The sequence below is a fragment of the Streptomyces sp. ATexAB-D23 genome, assembly GCF_000373645.1.
Classification (GTDB): domain Bacteria; phylum Actinomycetota; class Actinomycetes; order Streptomycetales; family Streptomycetaceae; genus Streptomyces; species Streptomyces castrisilvae.
In genome coordinates, this window is record NZ_KB892019.1 from 20,355 (window position 1) to 41,358 (window position 21,004).

Annotated in this window: 21 protein-coding genes; 7 read left to right on the forward strand and 14 right to left on the reverse strand. The window is 72.7% G+C overall.

Annotation, left to right across the window (positions count from 1 at the left end):
- Positions 1 to 60: 60 nt before the first annotated feature.
- The 4 genes from B082_RS0118425 to B082_RS0118440 form a co-directional block, all read right to left on the reverse strand.
- Positions 61 to 720 carry a response regulator transcription factor gene (locus B082_RS0118425; RefSeq protein WP_018553294.1) on the reverse strand — a complete coding sequence of 220 codons (660 nt, stop codon included), beginning with the start codon at positions 718 to 720 and terminating at the stop codon, positions 61 to 63.
- Positions 717 to 1,982 carry a sensor histidine kinase gene (locus tag B082_RS0118430; RefSeq protein ID WP_018553295.1) on the reverse strand — a complete coding sequence of 422 codons (1,266 nt, stop codon included), beginning with the start codon at positions 1,980 to 1,982 and terminating at the stop codon, positions 717 to 719. Before B082_RS0118430 ends, B082_RS0118425 begins: the two co-directional genes overlap by 4 nt.
- Positions 1,979 to 2,278 carry a hypothetical protein gene (locus tag B082_RS0118435; RefSeq protein ID WP_018553296.1) on the reverse strand — a complete coding sequence of 100 codons (300 nt, stop codon included), beginning with the start codon at positions 2,276 to 2,278 and terminating at the stop codon, positions 1,979 to 1,981. Before B082_RS0118435 ends, B082_RS0118430 begins: the two co-directional genes overlap by 4 nt.
- 86 nt (positions 2,279 to 2,364) lie before the next feature.
- Positions 2,365 to 3,135, reverse strand: coding sequence for an IclR family transcriptional regulator (locus tag B082_RS0118440; protein WP_018553297.1), 771 nt, complete (start codon positions 3,133 to 3,135; stop codon positions 2,365 to 2,367).
- A gap of 169 nt (positions 3,136 to 3,304) precedes the next feature.
- Here B082_RS0118440 and B082_RS0118445 point away from each other — a divergent pair, with 169 nt between their 5' ends.
- The 6 genes from B082_RS0118445 (at position 3,305) to B082_RS0118475 (ending at position 8,802) form a co-directional block, all read left to right on the forward strand.
- Complete coding sequence (locus B082_RS0118445) at positions 3,305 to 4,825, forward strand: aldehyde dehydrogenase (NADP(+)) (protein ID WP_078622598.1); 1,521 nt, start codon at positions 3,305 to 3,307, stop codon at positions 4,823 to 4,825.
- The gene (locus B082_RS0118450) at positions 4,822 to 5,433 is read left to right on the forward strand and encodes a DUF1349 domain-containing protein (RefSeq protein ID WP_018553299.1); all 612 of its coding nucleotides are present in this window, start codon (positions 4,822 to 4,824) and stop codon (positions 5,431 to 5,433) included. The genes B082_RS0118445 and B082_RS0118450 overlap by 4 nt, the downstream gene beginning before the upstream one ends.
- Before the next feature lie 114 nt (positions 5,434 to 5,547).
- Positions 5,548 to 6,276, forward strand: coding sequence for a hypothetical protein (locus B082_RS0118460; protein WP_018553300.1), 729 nt, complete (start codon positions 5,548 to 5,550; stop codon positions 6,274 to 6,276).
- 45 nt (positions 6,277 to 6,321) lie between these two features.
- Entirely contained in the window at positions 6,322 to 6,807 is a 486-nt protein-coding gene (locus B082_RS0118465; RefSeq protein ID WP_026249929.1) for a GNAT family N-acetyltransferase, read from the forward strand.
- Positions 6,808 to 6,920: 113 nt separating this feature from the next.
- Complete coding sequence (locus B082_RS0118470) at positions 6,921 to 7,640, forward strand: DsbA family oxidoreductase (protein ID WP_018553302.1); 720 nt, start codon at positions 6,921 to 6,923, stop codon at positions 7,638 to 7,640.
- Positions 7,641 to 7,740: 100 nt separating this feature from the next.
- Positions 7,741 to 8,802, forward strand: a complete 1,062-nt coding sequence (locus B082_RS0118475) for an aminotransferase class V-fold PLP-dependent enzyme (protein ID WP_018553303.1) — start codon at positions 7,741 to 7,743, stop codon at positions 8,800 to 8,802.
- 152 nt (positions 8,803 to 8,954) lie between these two features.
- Here the strand turns inward: B082_RS0118475 and B082_RS0118480 are convergent, their stop codons facing one another.
- The 4 genes from B082_RS0118480 to B082_RS0118495 are packed head-to-tail and all read right to left on the reverse strand — an operon-like array spanning position 8,955 to position 13,139.
- Complete coding sequence (locus B082_RS0118480) at positions 8,955 to 9,989, reverse strand: LacI family DNA-binding transcriptional regulator (protein ID WP_018553304.1); 1,035 nt, start codon at positions 9,987 to 9,989, stop codon at positions 8,955 to 8,957.
- A gap of 41 nt (positions 9,990 to 10,030) precedes the next feature.
- Positions 10,031 to 10,897: a carbohydrate ABC transporter permease gene (locus B082_RS0118485; RefSeq protein WP_018553305.1), complete on the reverse strand. Its 867-nt coding sequence runs from the start codon at positions 10,895 to 10,897 to the stop codon at positions 10,031 to 10,033.
- Entirely contained in the window at positions 10,894 to 11,820 is a 927-nt protein-coding gene (locus B082_RS0118490) for a carbohydrate ABC transporter permease (protein ID WP_018553306.1), read from the reverse strand. The genes B082_RS0118485 and B082_RS0118490 overlap by 4 nt, the downstream gene beginning before the upstream one ends.
- The gene (locus B082_RS0118495; protein ID WP_018553307.1) at positions 11,817 to 13,139 is read right to left on the reverse strand and encodes an extracellular solute-binding protein; all 1,323 of its coding nucleotides are present in this window, start codon (positions 13,137 to 13,139) and stop codon (positions 11,817 to 11,819) included. The genes B082_RS0118490 and B082_RS0118495 overlap by 4 nt, the downstream gene beginning before the upstream one ends.
- 179 nt (positions 13,140 to 13,318) lie before the next feature.
- On the opposite strand from B082_RS0118495, the gene B082_RS0118500 reads away from it, so the two are divergent.
- Positions 13,319 to 15,364 (forward strand): beta-galactosidase, encoded by a 2,046-nt coding sequence (locus tag B082_RS0118500; protein WP_018553308.1) that lies wholly within the window; start codon positions 13,319 to 13,321, stop codon positions 15,362 to 15,364.
- 169 nt (positions 15,365 to 15,533) lie between these two features.
- Here the strand turns inward: B082_RS0118500 and B082_RS0118505 are convergent, their stop codons facing one another.
- The 6 genes from B082_RS0118505 to ectA form a co-directional block, all read right to left on the reverse strand.
- On the reverse strand, positions 15,534 to 16,559 hold the full coding sequence (locus B082_RS0118505) for a VOC family protein (RefSeq protein WP_018553309.1): 1,026 nt from the start codon (positions 16,557 to 16,559) through the stop codon (positions 15,534 to 15,536).
- A gap of 97 nt (positions 16,560 to 16,656) precedes the next feature.
- On the reverse strand, positions 16,657 to 17,607 hold the full coding sequence (locus B082_RS0118510) for a hypothetical protein (RefSeq protein ID WP_106435511.1): 951 nt from the start codon (positions 17,605 to 17,607) through the stop codon (positions 16,657 to 16,659).
- Positions 17,608 to 17,764: 157 nt separating this feature from the next.
- The gene (gene thpD, locus B082_RS0118515) at positions 17,765 to 18,658 is read right to left on the reverse strand and encodes an ectoine hydroxylase (RefSeq protein ID WP_018553311.1); all 894 of its coding nucleotides are present in this window, start codon (positions 18,656 to 18,658) and stop codon (positions 17,765 to 17,767) included.
- 4 nt (positions 18,659 to 18,662) lie between these two features.
- Complete coding sequence (locus B082_RS0118520; RefSeq protein WP_018553312.1) at positions 18,663 to 19,061, reverse strand: ectoine synthase; 399 nt, start codon at positions 19,059 to 19,061, stop codon at positions 18,663 to 18,665.
- Positions 19,062 to 19,132: 71 nt separating this feature from the next.
- A complete protein-coding gene (ectB, locus tag B082_RS0118525) occupies positions 19,133 to 20,395 on the reverse strand; it encodes a diaminobutyrate--2-oxoglutarate transaminase (protein ID WP_018553313.1) in 1,263 nt (420 codons plus the stop codon).
- 86 nt (positions 20,396 to 20,481) lie between these two features.
- On the reverse strand, positions 20,482 to 20,946 hold the full coding sequence (gene ectA, locus B082_RS0118530; RefSeq protein WP_018553314.1) for a diaminobutyrate acetyltransferase: 465 nt from the start codon (positions 20,944 to 20,946) through the stop codon (positions 20,482 to 20,484).
- Positions 20,947 to 21,004 lie beyond the last annotated feature (58 nt).

The following is a 21,004-nucleotide window of genomic DNA, read 5'->3' on the forward strand; positions in this document are numbered from 1 at the left end:
TCCCCGTTGTGCCGCTTCTCACCGATTCCTCATGTGGGGCGGGAGCGGGTGCCGGGCCACTCAGCCGGGCGTGACGAACCCCGACTCGTACGCCGTGATGACGGCCTGTGTGCGGTCCCGGGCCCCGGTCTTCGCGAGTACCGCGGCCACATGCGTCTTGGCCGTCGCCGCGCCCACCGCCAGCCGGCCGGCGATCTCCGCGTTGGTCAGCCCCGCCGTCATCAGCCGCAGCACCTGTGCCTCCCGCTCGGTGAGCCGGGCGGCCCAGGGCGGGGCGGGGGCCGGCCGGGGCGTCCCGTACGCGGCGGCCAGCCGCCGCACGGCGGACGGGAACAGCAGCGAGTCGCCGCACGCCACCAGCCGCACCGCCCGCACCATCTCCTCGGCCGCCGCCCGCTTCAGCAGGAAGCCCGCCGCCCCCGCGCGCAGCGCCTCGTACACGTAGGCGTCGTGCTCGAAGGTGGTGACGACCAGGACGCGCGGGGCCGGGTCGGGACCGGCGAGGATCTGCTCGGTGGCCCGGATGCCGTCGGTCTCGGGCATCCGGACGTCCATCAGCACCACATCGGGCCGCAGCGCCCGCACCACGGAGACCGCCTCGGCTCCGGTGGCGGCCTCCCCGACCACCTCAAGGCCGTCCTCCGCGTCCAGGATGGCCCGCAGGGCGGTGCGCACCATCTGTTCGTCGTCGGCCAGGACGATCCGGACCGTCGTGCTCATCGTCGCTCCTTCACGGGTGTGTTCAGGGGGAGGCGGGCGGCCAGCCGCCACACGCCGTCGTCGCGGGGCCCGGACTCCGTCGTGCCGCCCAGCAGCAGGGCGCGCTCCGCGATGCCGGTCAGGCCGCGCCCGCCACCGGGGCGGGCCGTCGGCGGACCCGGCGTCAGCGCGCTGTCCAGGACGAGCCCCAGCTCCCGGGGGCCGACGTCGACGCGCAGCCGGACCGGCGAACCGGGCGCGCCGTGCCGCAGCGCGTTGCTCAGTCCCTCCTGCACGATCCGGTACGCCTCGGCCGACACCGGTCCGGGGACCGTGCCCGGGTCGCCGTCGGCCGTGTACCGCACGGGCACCCCGCACCGGGCCAGCAGGTCGCCCAGCGCGTCGAGCCCCGGTCCGGCGGGTGTGCCGGGCCCTTCGCCGCCCTGCCGCAACAGCCCGAGCACCGCGTCGAGTTCGCCGACCGTGCGGCGCGTGGTCTCCTCGATCGCGGTGAGCGCCCGGCGGGCGAACTCCGGGTCGCTGTCCAGGACCCGGCGGGCCGCCCCCGCCTGGAGGGTGACGGCGCTCAGCGCGTGGCCGACCGAGTCGTGCAGCTCGCGGGCGAGGCGGTTGCGTACGGCGAGATCGGCGGCCCGGCGTTCGGCGGCGGCCAGCCGGTCGTCCGGGGTGGGGCCGAGCAGCACCGGGGCCCGGCCGGCGAGCAGGGCCCCGGCCGCCGTCGCGCAGCCCGCCAGCGCGAGGAGCATGGCCGCCCCGGCCGGGGGCGCGAGGACCAGGATCCAGGGCCGGTCCAGGGCCGGGGGGACGTGCGGGACGAAGGAGTCGCGCAGGGCGGCGAAGAGCGGCAGTCCCATGACGCAGACGGCGAACGGGACGAGCGCCAGGGTCATTCCGCTGATGACGCCGCCGAGCCCGACGTGCAGCGTGAACCAGGCGGAGCAGCGGACCCGCGCCTGCCGGGAACGGCCGGGGCCGTCCGCGAGCGGCCGGTCCGGGGCGAGATCGCACAGGGCGCGGGCGGCGGCCACCGAGAGGGGCCGGGCGGTGGGCAGCAGGGCGGTGACGGCGGCCATCGGCAGGGCGCAGGCCAGAGCGGTGAGTTGGGCGGGCAGCGAGGTGAAGGCGCTCGTGCCGGGCGCGTACAAGCCGACGAACACCGTTCCGACCAGGAAGTACGGCATCAGCAGGGCGCCGCCGACGATCAGGTGCAGCCAGCGCATCCGGGCCCGCCGGCCCAGGAGCCGGCCTATGAGCGGGGTCATGCGGGGGCGCCCCGCGAACCGGCCGCGCGCTCCGCGAGGAAGTACGCGCCGAGGGCCACCACCAGCGTTCCGACCAGCATCCGCACAGCGTAGGTGAGCGCCATGCCGGGGGTGTCCCCCTCGGCACGGCCCGGTGAGGCGGGGCTCGGCCGGCCGCCCCGGCAGGCCGCCGCCCCGGAACCGCACCACTCCGGTGCGCGCGGCACCGGCAGCGCGGACCGGCGGAAGGCGGGCAGCGCGGTGCGCAGGGGGCGGGGGGCCGTCGCGGGAACGGGCGGGGCGGAGACCGGCGTCATGCCCCCACGCTGCCGGACGGCGCGTCGCCGCACGTCCTGCCGGATGACGATCCGCCTCCGCCGCGCGGGGGAGGCCGGCCGGGCGGTCAGAGCCGCCGGGTGGCGAGCGTCAGGCGGTCGCGCGCGTCGAACAGCGCGTCCTTGACCATCTGCTCGTGTGCGGGCGTCAGCCGGGCGACCGGCACCGAGCAGCTGATGGCGTCCCTGGCCGGGGTGCGATAGGGGACGGCGACACCGAAGCAGCGCAGCCCCAGGGTGTTCTCCTCGCGGTCCACCGCGTACCCCTGCTCGCGGATCTGGTGCAGCTCCCCGATGAGCTTCTCCCGGTCCGTCAGGGTGTGTTCGGTGAGCGCGGGCAGCGTCTCGGGCAGCATCTTGCGGACCTGCTCGTCGCTGTAGGTGGCCAGCAGCGCCTTGCCGAGCGAGGTGGAGTGGGCGGGCAGCCGGCGGCCGACGCGGGTGAAGGGGCGCAGGTAGTGCTGGGACTGGCGGGTGGCGAGGTAGACCACGTTGGTCCCGTCGAGCCGGGCCAGGTGGATGGTCTCGGTGGTGTCGTCGGAGAGCCGGTCCAGGGTGGGGCGGGCCGCGGCGACCACCTCGTCCCCGTCGATGTACGAGGTGCCGACGAGCAGGGCCCGTACGCCGATCCCGTACCGGGTGCCCGTCGCGTCCGTCTCCACCCAGCCCAGCTCGACCAGGGTGCGCAGCAGCATGTAGAGGCTGGACTTGGGGTATCCGACGGCCTCCTGGACCGCGGCGAGCGAATGCATGCCGGGCCGCCCGGCGAAGTACTCCAGCAGTTCCACCGTCCGTACCGCGGACTTGACCTGCGCTCCACCCGACTCGGCAACCGACATCGCCCTACGCCCCTTCCAGCCCACCGACGAAACCCCGGGACTTCTTGCCAACACCGAACGCCCGGAAATAGAGTCGCTTCATATTCACGATCAGGAACTCTGTTCAGAATACCGAACAACTTATACCGGACAGCGTCTGATGTGCGGCAGTGGAGCGGAAGGAATCATGGTGGCAGCAGCACCAGTCTGGAGCGTCGACCCCCGCACCGGGAACCCGCGCGAGCAGGTTGCGGTGGAGGCCACAGCCGAGGAGGTCGACCGCGCGGTCAGGGCCGCCCACGCCGTACGCGGCTCGCTGGCCGACCGCACCGTGCGCGCCGCCTTCCTGCGCACCGCGGCCGAGCTGCTCACCGAGGCCGGTGACCACGTCATCGAGGCCGCCGACGCCGAGACGGCCCTCGGCCCGGCCCGGCTGACCGGTGAACTCGCGCGCACCGCAGCCCAGTTGCGGGCCTTCGCGGAGGTCGTCGACGAGGGCGCCTACCTCGACATCCACATCGACCACGAGGACGCCACCCGCACCCCGCCCTGGCCCGACCTGCGCCGCTACAAGATCCCGCTCGGTGTCGTCGCCGTCTACGCGGCCAGCAACTTCCCGCTCGCCTTCTCCGTCCCCGGCGGCGACACCGCCAGCGCCCTCGCGGCCGGCTGCCCCGTCGTCGTCAAGGCCCACCCCGACCACCCCGCGACCTCCGAGCTGTGCGCCTCCGTGCTGCGCCGGGCCGCCGCAAGGGTCGGCCTGCCCGAGGACGTCGTCACCCTCCTGCACGGCTTCGAGGCCGGAGTCGCCCTCGTCAAGCACCCCCTCGTCGGCGCCGCGGGCTTCACCGGCTCGGTGCGCGGCGGACGCGCCCTGTTCGACGCGGCGGCCGCCCGGCCGGTCCCCATCCCCTTCCACGGCGAGCTCGGCTCCCTCAACCCCGTCGTCGTCACCGGGGCGGCCGCCGCCGAGCGCGGCGAGCAGATCGGTACGGGCCTGGCCGGCTCGATGACCATGGGCGCGGGCCAGTTCTGCACGAAGCCCGGATTCGTCCTGGCCCCCGAGGGCGAGGGCGGCGACCGCTTCCTGAAGTCCCTCACCGAGGCCGTCAGCGACAGCGAGGCCGGCGTCCTGCTCGACCACCGGATGCGCGACGCCTTCCTCGCCGGGGTCACCGAGCGGACCGCGCTCCCGGACGTGGACGCCCCGGTCACCCCCGGCGCGGGCGGCGAACACACGGTCGCGGCCGGCTTCCTGACGGTCCCGGCCCGGCTGCTCACCGCCGAGGGCCCGCACGACGCGCTCCTGGAGGAGTGCTTCGGCCCCGTCACCGTCGTCGCCCGCTATGCCTCCGAGGACGAGATCACCGCCGTCCTGTCCCGGCTGCCCGGCAACCTCACCGCCACCCTCCACATCGCCACCGACGAGGCCGGCGGCAGCGCGTCCGGGCTCCTCGCCGAGCTCACCCCCCTCGCCGGCCGCGTCCTCGTCAACGGCTGGCCGACCGGCGTCGCCGTCGCCCCCGCCCAGCACCACGGCGGCCCCTACCCGGCCACCACCTCCACCTCCACCTCGGTCGGCGCCACCGCGATCGAACGCTGGCTGCGCCCCGTCAGCTACCAGACCACCCCCGAAGCGCTGCTCCCGCCGGAGCTGCGCGAGGACAACCCGCTGGGCCTGCCCCGCCGCGTGAACGGACGACCCGCATGACCACCACCCTCCCCGAACTCCCCTTCGCTCTGGAGCCGTTCGGCCCGGACGCCGGATGGAGCTACGAGAACGGCGTGCTCACCGGCCGTGCCGGTGCCCGCCAGGACCGCTTCGTCCCGCCGGGCGGCGACAGCCTGGAATCCGTCAGCGACGCGCCCCGGCTGCTGGGCCCCGCCCCGGAGGGCGACTTCCAGCTGGTCGCCCGGGTGCGGGCCGGCTTCGCCGCCGCCTTCGACGCGGCCGTCCTCTACCTGCACGTCGGCGACCACGAGTGGGCGAAGCTCTGCCTGGAGCTCTCCCCGGACCACCCGACCATCTGCACCGTCGTCACCCGCGGTCACTCCGACGACGTCAACTCCTACGTCGTGGACGGCGACAGCCACTGGCTGCGCCTGAGCCGCACGGGCCACTCCTTCGCGTTCCACGCGTCGGCCGACGGCGAGAAGTGGACCTTCGTCCGCGTCTTCGCCCTCGGCACGCCGGAGCGGTCGGCCGCCGCCTCCATCGGCTTCCTCGCCCAGTCACCCACGGGCGAGGGCTGCGAGGTGTCCTTCGACCGGATCGCGTTCCGGCCGGCCGCCCCGGCCGACCTCCGCGACGGCAGCTGACGGAGCGCCGGAGACGGGCGGCGCACGCGGACGGGAAACCCGTACCGCCGCGCCGCCCGGCCATGAGAGCCTGCCCCACGGCCTCGGGGACCGGAACGTGGGGGAGGGACCGCCGTGAGCGTGCATCTGATCGGGGGCGGCTGGGACGAGGACGCCGCGCCACTCGTGTACGGGCCGTTCCTCGCCGAGGCGGGGGACGAGGGCGTGGTGGGCTGCCTGCTCGTCGACGAGGGGGACGGGGCCGGGCAGTTCACCCGCTGGGCCACCGTGCTGCGCCGGGTCGCGCCGGGCGTCAGGCCCGTCCCGCTGCTCGTACCGGAGGGCGGCGTGTTCGACCCCGGGGAGCTTGCCGGGCTGGACGGGCTGCTCGTCGGCGGCGGACTGACCCCCGCCTATCAGGACGCCCTCGCCCCGGTGCGGGAGACCGTCGCCCGGATCATCACCGAGCGGTCGCTGCCCTACGCGGGCTTCTCCGCCGGCGCCGTCGTCGCGGCCCGCCGCGCCCTCGTCGGCGGATGGCTCGACCGGGGCGTCCCCGTCTGCCCCGACGACGCGGCGGAGGACCTGGACGAGATCGAGGTCCGCGACGGCCTGGGACTCCTCCCGCACACCGTCGATGTGCACACCTCGGCGTGGGGGACGCTCGGGCGGCTGATCGCGGCGGTGGCCCGGGGCGAGGCGCCCTCCGGCGTCGCCCTCGACGAGAACACCCTGCTGTCCGTCACGGCCGACGGCCGGGCGGCGGTGGCCGGGGCGGGGCAGGTTCGCCTCGTGCGCGCCGGGGCGGAGCCCGGTTCCGTCGTCGTACGCGCGCCGCGCGCGGGGGAGCGGTTCGCCCTCTGAGCCCCGTTCGGCAACCGGCCGCGGGCCGGGCGCGTCCCTCACTTCATGATCCGTACAGCTACCGCCGCCGATCTCGACGCCATAGTCACCTTGCACACCGAGGCACGCGCCACCTACTACCGGGGCCACCTGCCCGAGGAGGAGTACGCGGGCACCGCCGAGGTGGCCCGCAGCCGGGACGGCTGGGCGGGAGCCATCGGCCGGGACGACGCCACCGTGCTCTGCGCGGAACGGGACGGCGCCCTCGTCGGTATCGCCGCCTACTCCGTACGCGAAGGCTCCGCGCACCTCTCCCAGTTCCATGTGTCCCCGGCCCACTGGCGCGAGGGCGTCGGCAGCGCCCTGCACATCGCGTGCGTGGCCGGCTGGCAGCGCCACGGCGTGACGGAGGCCCGCCTGGAGGTCTTCGCCCCCAACACGGGAGCCCAGGCCTTCTACTCCGCCTGCGGCTGGACCCCCGACCCGGACCATCCCCGCTCGGGCGACCACCTGGTGCTGTGCCGCGCAGTGCCGCCGGCCGGGCAGCGCTGAGCGGGAGAGCGGCGGCGGGAATGGCACGGGCCCCGCGTGCGTTGGGGCGGGGAGCGGAGGGTGCCTCCGCGCTGTGTGAGCAGCCTTCCGAGAGTCCGGAGAGAAGAAGAGTCATGCGCGTCGAGATCTGGAGCGACATCGCCTGCCCGTGGTGCTACATCGGCAAGGCCCGCTTCGAGAAGGGCCTCGCGGGCTTCGCCCACCGCGACGACGTCGAGGTGGTGCACCGCTCCTTCGAGCTGGACCCCGGGCGCGTCAAGGGCGACACCGGGCAGGTCATCGACATGCTGGCGCAGAAGTACGGGCGCACCCCCGAGGAGGCCCGCTCGATGGAGGCCAACGTCGCGTCCAACGCGCGGGCCGAGGGGCTCGGCTACCGCGCCGAGGGCCGCGACCACGGCTCCACGTTCGACATCCACCGGCTGCTGCACCTGGCCAAGGCACGCGGCCGCCAGGACGAGCTGCTGACCCTCGCCTACCGGGCGAACTTCGCCGAGGAACGTTCCGTCTACGACGACGCGGTGCTGGTGGAGCTGGCCGTCGAGGCGGGTCTCGACGCGGACGAGGCGCGCACGGTGCTCGCCGACCCGAACGCGTACGCCGCCGAGGTGCGGGCCGATGAGCGGGAGGCGTCCGAGCTGGGCGCCGGCGCCGTGCCGTTCTTCGTCTTCGACCGGCGTTACGGCATCTCCGGCGGACAGCCCGCCGAGGTCTTCGCCCAGGCGCTGGAGCAGGCGTGGAAGGACCGTCCGGTGACCGCGTCCGGCACGGACGCGGCGGCCTGCGACGCCGACGGGGCGTGCGAGGTGCCGGGGGCGGCCGGGAACGCCTGACCCACGCGGGTCGCGGCAGCCCGAGATATAAGCATTGCTCAGGGTTTTCCGTGAAATATTATCAATTGACCGGAGGTCGGGGAGGCGCCAGGCTGGGCGCATGATGACGTCTTCGCTCAGCCGTGCCGTGGCCGACGAGTTCGCGCCGGAGACCACCTACCTCAACACCTCCACCTGCGGGCTGCTGCCCCGCCGCACCGTCGACGCCGTGAAGGCCCTCGCCGAGGAGAACGCCCGTGGCAGCAGGGCCGGGTCGGGGGACTTCGAGGCGGTGGACCGGGCCCGGGACGGGTTCGCCCGGATCGCCGGGGTCGCGGCCGGCCGGGTCGCCGTCGGCAGCTCGGTCGCGGGCCACGTCGGGCTGATCGCGTCCTCGCTGCCGCCCGGGGCCGAAGTCCTGGCGCCCGAGGGTGAGTTCAGCTCGGTGGTCAGCCCGTTCGCGGTCCGGGGCGACCTCACCGTGCGGTACGTGCCGCTGGCGGAGCTGGCCGACGCCGTGCGGCCCGGAACCGCGCTGGTCGCCTTCTCGTCGGTGCAGTCCGCCGACGGCCGGCGCGCCGACCTGGACGCGGTCCGGGCCGCGGCCGCCGCCCACGGCGCCCGGACGCTGCTGGACGCCACCCAGTCGGCCGGCTGGCTGCCGCTGGACGCCGGGGCGTACGACTACACGGTCACCGCGGGCTTCAAGTACCTGCTCTGCCCCCGGGGCACGTCGTTCCTCACCGTCACCGAGGAGGCGCAGGCGGAGCTGAGGCCCGTCTTCGCCGGATGGGTCGCGGCCGAGGACCCGTGGGGCAGCACCTACGGGCCGGTCACCGAGCTCGCGTCCGACGCCCGCCGCTACGACGAGCCGCCCGCCTTCCTCGCGTACCACGGCGCCGAGCAGTCCCTCGCGCTGCTCCACGAGACCGGCATCGAGCCGCTGCACGCCCACGCCACCGGGCTCGCCGCCCGCTTCCGCGCGGGGCTGGCGGAGCTGGGCCGCACCCCGGTCCCGGCGGACACCGCCGTCGTCGCGGTGCCGGGGCTCGGCGACCGGGCGCCGGAGCTGGAGCGCGCCGGGGTGATGGTCGCCGGGCGGGCCGGCAACCTGCGGGCGTCCTTCCACCTGTACAACACCGAAGCCGACGTCGACCGCGCGCTGGAGGTCCTCGCAGGCTGACGCACCGGAGCACCGGAGCACCGGAGCACCGGAGCGCGGGGCATGGGGGCACGGGGACACCGGAGCGCGGGGGCACAGGAGCGCCGGCGGTCCGCCGCGTCAGCCGGGCGGGCCGTCCGGCCTGCGCACCGGACATCCGGCGGTCCGCCGCGTCAGGCCGAGTCGCGGCGGACCAGCTCGGTCGGGAGTATCACCGCGGCCGGGTCCTCTCCGCCGATCTGCGCCAGCAGCACCCGCACCATCTCGGCGCTGATCCGGTCCCACGGCTGCCGGATCGTCGTCAGCGCGGGCCGGGAGGCGAGCGCCGCGGGGGAGTCGTCGAAGCCGCCGACCGCGACATCCTGCGGCACCCTGCGCCCCGCCTTCTCCAGCGCCGCGAGCACCCCCTGCGCCATCAGGTCCGAGGCGACGAACACCGCGTCCAGATCCGGCACCCGCTCCAGCAGCAGCGCGGCGGCCGCCTCGCCGCCCGCCCGGCTGTAGTCGCCCGGCACGATCAGCGCGTCGTCGGCGGGCAGCCCGCAGTCGGCCAGCATCTCGCGGTAGCCGGCGAGCCGCTCCACCCCGCCCGGGGTGTCCAGGGGGCCGCTGACCGTGCCGATCCGGCGGCGCCCCGACTCGTACAGGTAACGCACCATCTCCCGGGCACCGTCCCGGTCGGCGGCCGCCACGTAGCTGACCTTCGACCCCTGCCCCGGCGGCTTCCCGCAGGCGACCAGCGGCACCCCGGCCTCGTGCAGCCGGGCGGCGACGGGGTCGCCGGAATGGCTGGAGACCAGCAGCACCCCGTCCACGTGCCCGGCGATGTAGCGCATGTTGCGTCGGCGCTCGGCCTCCGTGCCCGCGATCATCAGCAGCAGCGGGATGTCGTGCGCGGCCAGCGCGGTCGTGCAGCCGCGCAGCAGCACGTTGAAGTTCGGGTCCTCGAAGAACCGCTCCTGCGGCTCGGTGAGCAGGAACGCCACCGAGTCCGAGCGGCCGGTGATCAGCGAGCGGGCGTGCCGGTTCACGGTGTAACCGGTCTTGCGGATCGCGGAGTTGACCGCGTCGAGCGCCGCCGGGCTGACGTTGTGACCGCCGTTCAGCACCCGGGAGACCGTGCCCCGGGAGACCCCGGCCTCCCGCGCCACGTCGTGGATCGTCGGCGGCCGTCGGCGTCCCGTGCCGGTCTGTTCTGTGCGGCTCATGGTGCGTGATCTTTCATCGGATGACGTCCTGGCGGGGCCCGTCAGGACTTTACGGCGCCGGAGAGCAGGTCGAGGCTCCAGAACCGCTGGACGACCAGGAACAGGGCGATCAGCGGGACGATCGCCAGCAGCGCGCCCGTGATCACCAGCGTATAGAGGGCCGGGGTGGTGGCGCCCTGCTGGAGCAGCGTGAACAGCCCCAGGGTGACCGGGAATTTCTCGTCGTCGCCGAGCATGATGTAGGGCAGCAGGAAGTTGTTCCAGATCGCGACGAACTGGAACAGGAAGACGGTCACCAGGCCCGGCAGCATCATCGGCAGGGCGATGGTGCGGAAGATCCGCCACTCGCCGCCGCCGTCCATCCGCCCGGCCTCGATCACATCGCCGGGGACGGCCGCCGCCGCGTAGATCCGCGCCAGGTACACCCCGTAAGGGGAGAGGATCACCGGCAGCATCACCGACAGGTAGGAGTCGGTCAGATCGGCCTTCGCCATCAGCAGGTACTGCGGCACGGCGAGGATCACGGGAGGCATCAGCACCCCGGCGAGCAGGATGTTGAAGATGCTCTCCCTGCCCCGGAAGCGGTACACGGCCAGGGCGTATCCCGAGACCGCGGAGACGGCCGTGGACAGCAGCGCGCCCACGCCGGCGTACAGGGCGGAGTTGGCCATCCACCTCCAGTACACCCCGTCCCGGTACGCCGACAGGTCCGCGATGTTGTCCGCGAAGCCGGAGCCGGGCAGGAAGGTGAAGGTGGAGAACAGTTCGCTGCCGGACTTGGTCGAGGCGACGACGACCCAGGCGACGGGCAGCAGGCAGTAGAGGGCGCCGAGCAGCAGCGCGGCGGTCGGCACGAGGGCGAGGCGGCGCGGGGCGGTGGGCGCCAGCCGGAGATGCGGCGTGGTCACTGGGGGTCCCCCTGCTTCGTACGGGAGTTGGCCGCCTTCAGGAAGCCGAAGGACAGGGCCAGGGTGACGGCGGCGATGATGACCGCCTGGGCGGCCGCCGTGTAGATGTCGTTGTTGACGAAGGCGTCCTGGTAGACCTTCATCAGCGGACTCCAGGTGGTGGTCAGGGAGTTGGTGAGCGGCTTTAGCGTCGTCGGTTCGCTGAACACCTGGAGGGTCGCGATGATCGAGAAGAAGAACGTGAGCACCAGCGACGGCGCCACCATGGGGATCTTGATCCGGAGCGCGATCTGCCACTGCGAGCAGCCGTCCAGCCGTGCCGCCTCGAAGATCTCGGCGGGGATCGCGCGCAGCGAGGTGTAGATGACGATCATGTTGAAGCCGGTACCGCCCCAGACCGCGATGTTGGCGAGCGCGAGGTAGAGCGGCCCGCCGTCCAGCAGGTCCGGCCGCGGCAGGCCCGCCTTGTCCAGGACGAAGTAGAACGGGCTGACGTCCGGCAGGTAGAGGAAGCCCCACATCAGGGCGGCGACGACGCCGGGGATCGCGTACGGGAGGAAGATCGCCAGCCGGGTGAAGCCGCGCAGCCGGAGCCGTTCGGTGTCCAGGAGCAGGGCGAAGAGCAGGGCCAGGCCCAGCATGACCGGGACGACGATCGCGCCGTAGCCGAGGATGCGCAGCGCGCCGTGCAGCAGTTCGGAGTCGGTGAGCGCGTCGGCGTAGTTGCCGAGGCCGGCCCAGACCTCCTTGCGGGCGCCCTTGCCGAGGCCGAGCCCGCTGACCTCGGTGCGGTGGAGGCTCAGGTGGAGGGCGTAGCCGATGGGCAGGGCGAAGAAGAGCAGGAACAGCACGGTGGCGGGGATCAGGAAGGCGTACGGGGCGCTCTTGACCCCGTACGGCTTCCGGCGGCGCGCGCGTGTCACTCGGAGACTCCGAAGCCCTGCTTCTTCAGGTCGGCGACGGTGGCGTCCTGCATCGCGGCGAGGGCCGGCGCGAAGGCGGACCTGTTCTTGGCGGCCCCGGCGAAGTTGTCCTTGAAGGCGGAGTACGCGACGTTCACGTTGGGGCCCCAGGAAGCGGGTGCGGTGCCCTTGGCGATCTTCGCGGCCTCGGTGTAGAAGTCCGGCTGGTTGGCGAAGTAGGCCGGGGGCTCCGCGAGGGCGCCACCGGTCTGGGCGGCCGTGGCGGCGGGGTAGACGCCGCTCTCCTTCACCAGCGCGGCGAGCGCGGCCGGGTCGGTGTTCAGCCACTTCGCGAAGGCGGCCGCGGCCGCCTTGTGCTTCGAGTCGTTGGTGACCGCGGTGGAGGAGCCGCCCCAGCTGCCGGTGACGCTCTCGCCGGCCTTCCACTGGGGGAGCGGGGCCATGGCCCACTTGCCCGCGGTGTCGGGCGCCGCGGTCGTCAGCGTGCCGGGCGCCCAGACCGCGCTGACCCAGGCGATCTGCTTCCCGGTGTTGAGCGCCTTGTTCCACGCCGGGGTGTACATCGGCTGGTTGTCGATGGCGCCCTCCGCGACCAGGCCGCCCCAGAAGTCCGCCACCTTCCGCGTGGCCGGGTCGTCGATGGCGACCTTCCACTGGTCGCCGCCGGTGGTCCACCACCGGGCGCCGGCCTGCTGGGCGAGGCCCGCGAAGAGCCCCGAGTCGTTGGAGGAGAAGGTGGTGAGGTCCTTGTCCGGCGCCTTCTTCTTCAGGGCGCGGGCGGTCTCGGCGAACTCGTCCCAGGTGGTGGGCACGGACAGCCCGTACCGCTCGAACAGGTCCTGGCGGTAGTAGAACATCAGCGGGCCGGAGTCCTGCGGCAGCGCGTACAGGGCGTCCGAGCCGAGCGTCGCCTGCTGCCAGACCCCTTCGGCGAACTCGCCCTTCGCGTCGCCCGCCTCCTTCGCTATGTCGGCGAGCACGTCGTTGGAGACCAGCGTGGGGAGCGCCTGGTATTCGGCCTGCACCAGGTCGGGGGCCTTGTGCGCCTTCGCCGCGGTGATGATCTTGGTGACCAGGTCGTCGCCCGAGGCCTGCTTCTTCACCGTGACCGTGATGCCGGCCTTCTTGCCCTCGCCCTTGTTCCAGATGTCCGCGACCTTGTCCAGGCCGGGGGCCCAGGCCCAGTAGGTGAGCGACGCGGGACCGGCCGCGGCCGGGCCGTCACCGCTGCCGTCGCCGTCCGACGATCCGCAGCCCGTGAGCAGGGCGGTGGCGGCGAGCGAAGCGGCCGCGGACACCGCGACGATGCGGTACTTCATGGGTTTCTCCCCTGACGAGAAGCGAGGGTGCAGCGCCGATCTGCGCTGTGAGCGTTCACAGTAGAGAAACGAAACCGACACTTGTCAATGGTTGTTGCTGTGCGGTTATGTTGGGCCAGCGCCGCCGGGATGGTGTGTGCACGTTCCCAGAAGTTGTCCCAAGAGCCCAGGAGACGCCCATGCCGCACACCCCTCGCGCGACTGCCCCGAAGGGTCTGCACCAGCTGGCCTTCGGCGGCGACTACAACCCCGAGCAGTGGCCCGAGGAGGTCTGGCACGAGGACATGCGCCTCATGCGGGAGGCCGGCGTCACCCTGGTCAGCGTCGGGATCTTCTCCTGGGCGCTCCTGGAACCCGACCCCGGCAGGTACGACTTCGGCTGGCTCGACCGGCTCCTGGACCTGCTGCACGTCAACGGCATCCGCGCCGACCTCGGTACCCCCACCGTCGCCCCGCCCGCCTGGTTCTACCGCGACCACCCCGAGGCCCTGCCCGTCAGCAGGGAGGGGACGCGGTACGCCTTCGGCTCACGCGGCGCGATCTGCCACAGCAACCCCGACTACCGGGCCGCCGCCGCGAACATCACCGAACAGCTCGCCCGCCGGTACGCGAACCACCCGGCCCTCGCCCTGTGGCACGTCCACAACGAGTACGGCGTCCCCGTCAGCGCCTGCTACTGCGAGAGCTGCGCCGCCCACTTCCGCCGCTGGCTCACCGCCCGGCACGGCAGCGTGGACGCCGTCAACGAGGCCTGGGGCACCGCCTTCTGGGGCCAGCGCTACCGGGGCTTCGACGAGATCGACCCGCCCCGCGCGACCCCGACCGTCGGCAACCCCGCCCAGCAGCTGGACTACGCCCGCTTCGCCGACGCCACCATGCGCGAGAACTTCCGCGCCGAACGCGACATCCTGCACCGGCTCGCCCCCGGCATCCCCGTCACCACCAACTTCATGACCGCCCTCAGTCAGTGCGAGTCCGTCGACTACTGGGCCTGGGGCCGCGAGGTCGACCTCGTCTCCAACGACCACTACCTGATCACCGACGGCCGCCGCACCCACGTCAACCTCGCCATGGCCGCCGACCTGACCCGCTCGGTCGCGGGCGGCGCCCCCTGGCTGCTCCTGGAGCACTCGGCCGGCGGCGTCAACTGGCAGCCCCGCAACCCCGCCAAGCGCCCCGGCGAGATGGCCCGCAACAGCCTCTCCCATGTCGCCCGGGGCTCCGACGGCGCGATGTTCTTCCAGTGGCGGCAGTCCCGGCGCGGCGCCGAGAAGTTCCACTCGGCGATGCTCCCGCACGCCGGCACCGACTCCCGGATCTGGCGCGAGGTCTCCCGGCTCGGCGCCGGCCTCGCCGTGCTGGACGAGATCCGCTCCACCCGGACCGTGGCGGACCTGGCCATGGTCTGGGACTGGCAGTCCTGGTGGGCGCAGTCCCTGGAGTGGCGCCCCAGCCAGGACCACGACGCCCGCGAGCGCGCCGACTCCTTCTACGCCGCGTTCTTCGACCGCCACCTCACCGTCGACTTCGCCCACCCCGACGCCGACCTGTCCGGCTACCCCCTGGTCGTCGTCCCGGCCCTCTACCTCGCCACCGAGGAGACCGGCCGCAACCTGCGCCGGTACGTGGAGGGCGGCGGCACCCTCGTCGTCTCGTACTTCTCCGGCATCGTCGACACGAACGACGCCGTGCACCCCGGGGCCTGCCCAGGCGCGCTCCGGGACGTCCTCGGGCTGACCGTCGAGGAGTTCGCACCGCTCGGCGAGGGGGAGACGGTCCGGCTGGTCTCCCCCGAGGGCGCACCCGAGGGTCCGGAACTCACCGGGGACCTCTGGTCCGACGTGGTGATCCCGCGCGGTGCCGAGACGATGTGGTCCTACGCCGACGGCATCGCGGCCGGCCGCCCCGCCGTCACCCGCCACCGCCTCGGCGAGGGCAGCGCCTGGTACGTCTCCACCCGGCTGAGCGGCGCGGACCTGGACGCGGTGCTCGACCGGGCCTGCGAGGACGCCCGCATCGCGTCCCGCACCTCGCTCCCGTACGACGTCGAGGTGGTGCGCCGCACCGGGGACACCGGCAGCTACCTCTTCGTGATCAACCACTCCGACACCGACGCCGGCGTGGCGCTGGAGGCACCCGGCACCGAACTCCTCACCGGCGAGCCCGCCGCGGACAAGCTCGCCGTTCCGGCGGGGGCGGTCCGCGTCGTACGGCTCGACGGCTGAGGCACCCATCCGGCAGCCGCACCGGGAGCCGGCCTGGACCGCCGTCAGCGGCAGCGGCCGGGACCCGGCCGATCAGGCGTCGGGCAACGCCGGGGAGAACCAGGCCCTGTTCGGCTACGACACGAAGCCGCTCCCGGCGGCGAACCGGCTCTCCACAGGTAGCCGCGGGTCACGCCTGCGGGGCGGCGTCGAGCGGGGCGCCGTGCCACTTCCACGAGGTGACGCGCTCGCGGCCAGGCAGGTCGCCGCGGCCGGTGGACCAGAGCAGGACGGCCCACCGGTCCGCGTCGTCCGGGGCGTCGGGGAAGAGCCGGGCCAGCACCCGGTCGCACAGCGCGGCGGGCGGCTCCCAGGAGACGCGCAGGCCCGACGCGATGTCATGGGCGTGCACCAGGGTCTCCACGACGCCCATGGCCGCGAAGCCCTCCGGGTCGGAGACCCCGTACCCGTGGTACGAGCGGAGGGCCGGCGAGGCCGTACGCACCATCGCCGCCAGCAGCGCGCCGCTCGCCTCCAGGGTCTGGAGCAGCCCCGCCGTGCCGGCCTCCGGGTCGGCGAAGACCGCGTTCCACGGTCCGCCCTCGCGCCGGGGTCCCCAGTGGTAGGGCACCTCCGTCTCCAGCGGCGGAGTGCGCGGGCCGAGTTGGACGGCGTACGCGAACAGGTCGTCGCTCAGATGCTCCGCGGTCTCCCAGCAGTCCCAGGTCAGCGTGGAGGCCGGGACACGCCAGTCGGCGTCCGCGGCGGCGGCGAGGGTGTCGACCGTCAGCCGTACCGCCTCGGTCACGTCGTCGGCGGTGACCGGCAGGCGCGTACCGGTGAGCGCGGCCCGTTCAGCGGCGCCGCACTCCACGCAGAACTCGTTGCCCTCCGGGTCGGCCAGGGTCGCCCAGCCGCGGCCGTTCGGCTTGCGGTGGTCGGCGACCAGGGTGGCGCCGAGGGCCAGCAGCCGTTCGACCTCCTCGTCCCGGGTGCGGTCGTCGGGCTGGACATCCAGGTGGACGCGGTTCTTGGTGGCCTTCGGGTCGGGCACGGTGACGAACAGGAGGGCCGCGCCGGGCGTTTCGAGCAGCGCCTCGGGATCACCGGGAAAGTCGTCGTCGGCGAGCGATCCGCCCAGCACCCGCGCCCAGAACGATCCGAGCTCGTAGGCGTCCGCGCAGTCGACGGTGACGTGATGTACGTGAGAGGTCATTCGCCCACTGTCGCCGCCGGACCGTGCCGCGGTCCAGCGAGTTGATTCCGGTGCCGGTGCCGGTGCCGGTGCCCGCGGACGGCCGCCCCGGGACCGGTCACCTCCGTTCCTCCACGGTGTACGGCCGCCGTCCCCGCCCCTCCTCGTCCGGGCCCCAGAAGTCGGTGTACTCCGCGTCGTCGACCGAGCCGGAGACCCGGAAGACGCCGACGGGGGTACTGGGCTCCTTCACCTGGAGCGAGCGCTGCTCGCCCTTCGCGTCGATGTAGTCCACCCTCAGGTGGTACTCGACGTACTCCTCGCCCAGGAGCTTCGCCTCCACGGCCATGACGAAGCCCTTTCCCGCTTCGAGGACCTGTGACGTGCTGGCGAAGTACGGCCTTCCGGCCCGGGTGAACGTGGGAGACCGCTCGTCCAGGTCCAGCCTGACCTCGACGCTCTCCTCGGCCTCGCCTCCGAGGGGTTCGATCATCGTGGCGTGGAGCGCCCCGGAGCGGCGCGTGATCACGGGGACGATGTCGACGACCCGGACCGTGGAGGAGGAGACATTGGTGACGGCGATCTTGTACGCGGTCTTGTGTATCGAGGTGGCCCGGATCTTCCGCAGCAGGCTGTTCCATTCCTCCTGGGTCGCGTTTCCATGGGTCACCGCGTCCGTGTCCGCGCCCGTCACGCGGTGCTCGGAGACGAGGAAGGTGCCGCCCTCCTCCGGTATGACCGCCACCTTGACCGGGACCGCCGGGTCCGGGCGCGACGACGCGGGTGCCGGCGACGTCCCGTCCTGCGGCGCGGCGGGGGCCGGTGACGTCCCGTCCCGCGGCGCGGCGGGGGCCGGTTTCCCGTCACCGCTCAGCGCGTCCGTGACGGCGTCCTGGAGTGTGGTGCCCAGGCCGGTGATGAGGCCGACGATCACGGCGGACACCCCGGCCAGCACCGACGCGGTGATGACCGTACGGGCCGAATTCCGCTCGGCCGGCGGGCCGTCCGTGCTCCGTCGCCGTTCGGACACCCGTCGGAGGCGCTCGCCCTGACCGGTCCGTCGCGCCATGGTTCCCCCCCCACACACACAGTCACACACACATTCGGAGCTCCATGATTCTAATGGGGTGTCCGGCGGCGGCCCAGGGGGTTGTCCGGTGTGCGGTGATCAAGCCGAAGGGCGGTACGCGCAGCCGCGTACCGCCCCAACAGGCCTTTCGGGAAAGCTACTTCACCGGCGTGAAGTCGCGCGCCCCGATGAACTCCGGGCGGCGGATCGGAGCCGCGAAGGGCTCCTGGGCCGTGTTCTCCACACTGTTGAACACGATGAACACGTTGCTGCGCGGATACGGGGTGATGTTGTCGCCCGAGCCGTGCATCGCGTTGCAGTCGAACCAGGTCGCCGAACCGGCCCTGCCCGTGAAGAGCTTGATGCCGTGCCGGTCGGCCATCTTCGTCAGCGCCTCGTCGGACGGGGTGCCGGCGTCCTGCATCTGGAGCGACTTCTTGTAGTTGTCCTTCGGCGTCTCACCCGCGCATCCGAGGAACGACTTGTGCGAACCGGGCATGATCATCAGCCCGCCGTTGGTGTCGTAGTTCTCGGTCAGCGCGATCGACACGGACACCGTCCGCATGTTCGGCAGACCGTCCTCGGCGTGCCAGGTCTCGAAGTCCGAGTGCCAGTAGAACCCCGAGGCACCGAAACCGGGCTTGACGTTGATCCGCGACTGGTGGACGTAGACGTCCGAGCCGAGGATCTGGCGGGCCCGGCCCACCACCCGCTCGTCGCTGACCAGCCGGGCGAAGACCTCGCTGATCCGGTGGACCTCGAAGACCGACCGTACGGACTGCGACTTCGGCTCGATGATCGAGCGCTCGTCCGCGCGTACGGCGGGATCGGCGATCAGGCGCTCCAGCTCGGCGTGGTAGCCGGCCACCTCGTCCGGGGCGATCAGCTGCTCGACGGTGAGGAAGCCGTCGTGCTCGTAGCCCTGCAGTTCCTTCGCGGTGATGGGACCCGGCGCGCCCGGCGCGGACCAGATGACCGGGTCCTGGCGGGGAGTGGTCATCTCGGCGGCGCCGCGCGAGGGGTACAGGTCGTTGCGTGCGTCGGTGGTCATGGGCTCAGCCCTCCTCGGTCAGCAGTGGATAGACACCGTTCTCGTCGTGCTCCTCCCGTCCGGTGACCGGCGGGTTGAAGACGCAGACGCAGCGGAAGTCCGTCTTGGGACGCATCGTGTGGTGCTCGTGGCCGTTGAGCAGATACATCGTGCCCGGCGTGATCCAGTGCTTCTCACCTGTCTCGTCGTTGGTCAGCTCGGCCTCGCCCTCCACACACAGGACCGCCTCGATGTGGTTCGCGTACCACATCGACGTCTCGGTCCCGGCGTACATCGTGGTCTCGTGGAGCGAGAAGCCGACCTTCTCCTGGGCGAGCACGATGCGCTTGCTCTCCCAGGTGCCGGAAGCGGCCTTCACATGCCGGTCGGTGTTCTCGATGTCGGCGAACGATCGGACGATCACGGTGGCTCGGTGCCTTTCTCTCTACGACGTGTTACGTGCCGGGGGGCCGCCGCGGCGGCCCCCCGGTGGTCTCAGGCGGTCTCGCGGACGGCGCGGGCCAGCGTGCGCAGGCCCTCGTCCAGCTCCTCCGGAGTGATGGTGAGCGGCGGCAGCAGCTTCACGACCTCGCTCTGCGGGCCCGAGGTCTCCAGCAGCAGCCCCAGCTGGAACGCGCGGGCGCAGACGGCCGAAGCGCGCGCCGGGTCCTCGAACTCCAGGCCCCAGACCAGGCCCCGGCCGCGGAAGCGCGCGGTCTCGTGCTCGCCGCAGATGGCCAGCATCGTCTGCTCGACCTGCTCGCCCCTGGCCAGCGTCTGCTTCTCCATCTGGCCGTCCGACCAGTAGGCGTCGAGCGCGGCGGCGGCGGTGACGAACGCCGGGTTGTTGCCCCGGAAGGTGCCGTTGTGCTCGCCCGGCTCCCAGACGTCCAGCTCCGGCTTGAACAGGCACAGGGACATGGGCAGCCCGTAGCCGCTGATGGACTTCGACAGCGTCACGATGTCCGGCGTGATGCCGGCCTCCTCGAAGGAGAAGAAGCCGCCGGTACGGCCGCAGCCCATCTGGATGTCGTCGACGATCAGCAGCATGTCCTGGCGGTGGCACAGGTCCTGGAGCGCGCGCAGCCACTCGGCGCGGGCCACGTTGATGCCGCCCTCGCCCTGGACCGTCTCCACGATCACGGCGGCCGGGTGGTTGAGGCCGGAGCCCTGGTCCTCCAGCAGCCGCTCGAACCAGAGGAAGTCCGGGACCTGGCCGTCGAAGTAGTTGTCGAACGGCATCGGCGTGCCGTGCACCAGCGGGATGCCGGCGCCGGCCCGCTTGAAGGCGTTGCCGGTCACGGCCAGTGAACCGAGCGACATGCCGTGGAAGGCGTTGGTGAACGAGACGACGGACTCGCGGCCCTTGACCTTACGGGCCAGCTTCAGCGCCGACTCGACGGCGTTGGTGCCCGTCGGGCCGGGGAACATCACCTTGTACGGCAGGTCGCGGGGCCGCAGGACGACGTTCTGGAAGGTTTCGAGGAAGGCCCGTTTGGCGGTGGTCGCCATGTCGAGGCCGTGCGTGATGCCGTCGCGTTCGATGTAGTCGATCAGCGCGCGCTTGAGCACGGGGTTGTTGTGGCCGTAGTTGAGCGAGCCGGCGCCGGCGAAGAAGTCCAGGTACGAGTGGCCGTCCTCGTCGGTCAGCCGGGCGCCCTGGGCGCGGTCGAAGACGGCGGGCCAGCCGCGGCAGTAGCTCCGTACCTCGGACTCAAGGGTCTCGAAGACACTGAGGGCGGGCGGGGTGATGGTCACAGCGGGTCTCCTGCGTGAGGTGGTGTGACGGGCGGCGGTGAAGGTTGGCTGCGGCGGGCCTGCGGCCCGGCGGGGGAAGTGCCTGCTCAGGCGTGGAACGGGCCGATGCGGTAGAGCACTTCCGGCAGATGGGTGCCTTCGGGGAACAGGCCGCCGTCGAAGAGCACCTCGCGCTCCAGAGCCACGTCGTGGCGCTGCGCGTAGGAGGTGAACAGGCGGTCCGATGCGGTGTTGTCCGGGGTGACGGTCGTCTCGACCGAGGCCAGACCCTGTTCGGCGGCGACGCGCGCGGTCAGGGAGTCCAGCAGCTTCGCCGCCAGACCGGTCCCGCGGTGGCCGTGGTCGACGGCCACCTGCCAGACGACGAGGGTCTCGGGTCGGTCGGGCCTGATGTACCCCGTCACGAAGGCGACCGGGTCACCGGTCTCGTCGCGAGCGACCACGGAGGTCGCGGCGAAGTCACGACACCACAGCAGGTAGCTGTACGAGGAGTTGAGGTCCAGTACCTCGGAGTCGCGGGCGATGCGCCAGATCGCGGCTCCGTCCTCCACTCGTGGGGTGTCGATGGTGATGAATTCGCTTCGGGCACTTGCAAAATCTGCTGGTGCG

Excerpts from the sequence above, each read along its gene's own strand:
- B082_RS0118425 (WP_018553294.1), bottom strand. The coding sequence starts at position 720 with ATGAGCACGACGGTCCGGATCGTCCTGGCCGACGACGAACAGATGGTG.
- B082_RS0118430 (WP_018553295.1), bottom strand. The coding sequence starts at position 1,982 with ATGACCCCGCTCATAGGCCGGCTCCTGGGCCGGCGGGCCCGGATGCGC.
- B082_RS0118435 (WP_018553296.1), bottom strand. The coding sequence starts at position 2,278 with ATGACGCCGGTCTCCGCCCCGCCCGTTCCCGCGACGGCCCCCCGCCCC.
- B082_RS0118440 (WP_018553297.1), bottom strand. The coding sequence starts at position 3,135 with ATGTCGGTTGCCGAGTCGGGTGGAGCGCAGGTCAAGTCCGCGGTACGG.
- B082_RS0118450 (WP_018553299.1), top strand. The coding sequence starts at position 4,822 with ATGACCACCACCCTCCCCGAACTCCCCTTCGCTCTGGAGCCGTTCGGC.
- B082_RS0118465 (WP_026249929.1), top strand. The coding sequence starts at position 6,322 with ATGATCCGTACAGCTACCGCCGCCGATCTCGACGCCATAGTCACCTTG.
- B082_RS0118470 (WP_018553302.1), top strand. The coding sequence starts at position 6,921 with ATGCGCGTCGAGATCTGGAGCGACATCGCCTGCCCGTGGTGCTACATC.
- B082_RS0118475 (WP_018553303.1), top strand. The coding sequence starts at position 7,741 with ATGATGACGTCTTCGCTCAGCCGTGCCGTGGCCGACGAGTTCGCGCCG.
- B082_RS0118480 (WP_018553304.1), bottom strand. The coding sequence starts at position 9,989 with ATGAGCCGCACAGAACAGACCGGCACGGGACGCCGACGGCCGCCGACG.
- B082_RS0118495 (WP_018553307.1), bottom strand. The coding sequence starts at position 13,139 with ATGAAGTACCGCATCGTCGCGGTGTCCGCGGCCGCTTCGCTCGCCGCC.
- B082_RS0118500 (WP_018553308.1), top strand. The coding sequence starts at position 13,319 with ATGCCGCACACCCCTCGCGCGACTGCCCCGAAGGGTCTGCACCAGCTG.
- B082_RS0118505 (WP_018553309.1), bottom strand. The coding sequence starts at position 16,559 with ATGACCTCTCACGTACATCACGTCACCGTCGACTGCGCGGACGCCTAC.
- B082_RS0118510 (WP_106435511.1), bottom strand. The coding sequence starts at position 17,607 with ATGGCGCGACGGACCGGTCAGGGCGAGCGCCTCCGACGGGTGTCCGAA.
- thpD (WP_018553311.1), bottom strand. The coding sequence starts at position 18,658 with ATGACCACCGACGCACGCAACGACCTGTACCCCTCGCGCGGCGCCGCC.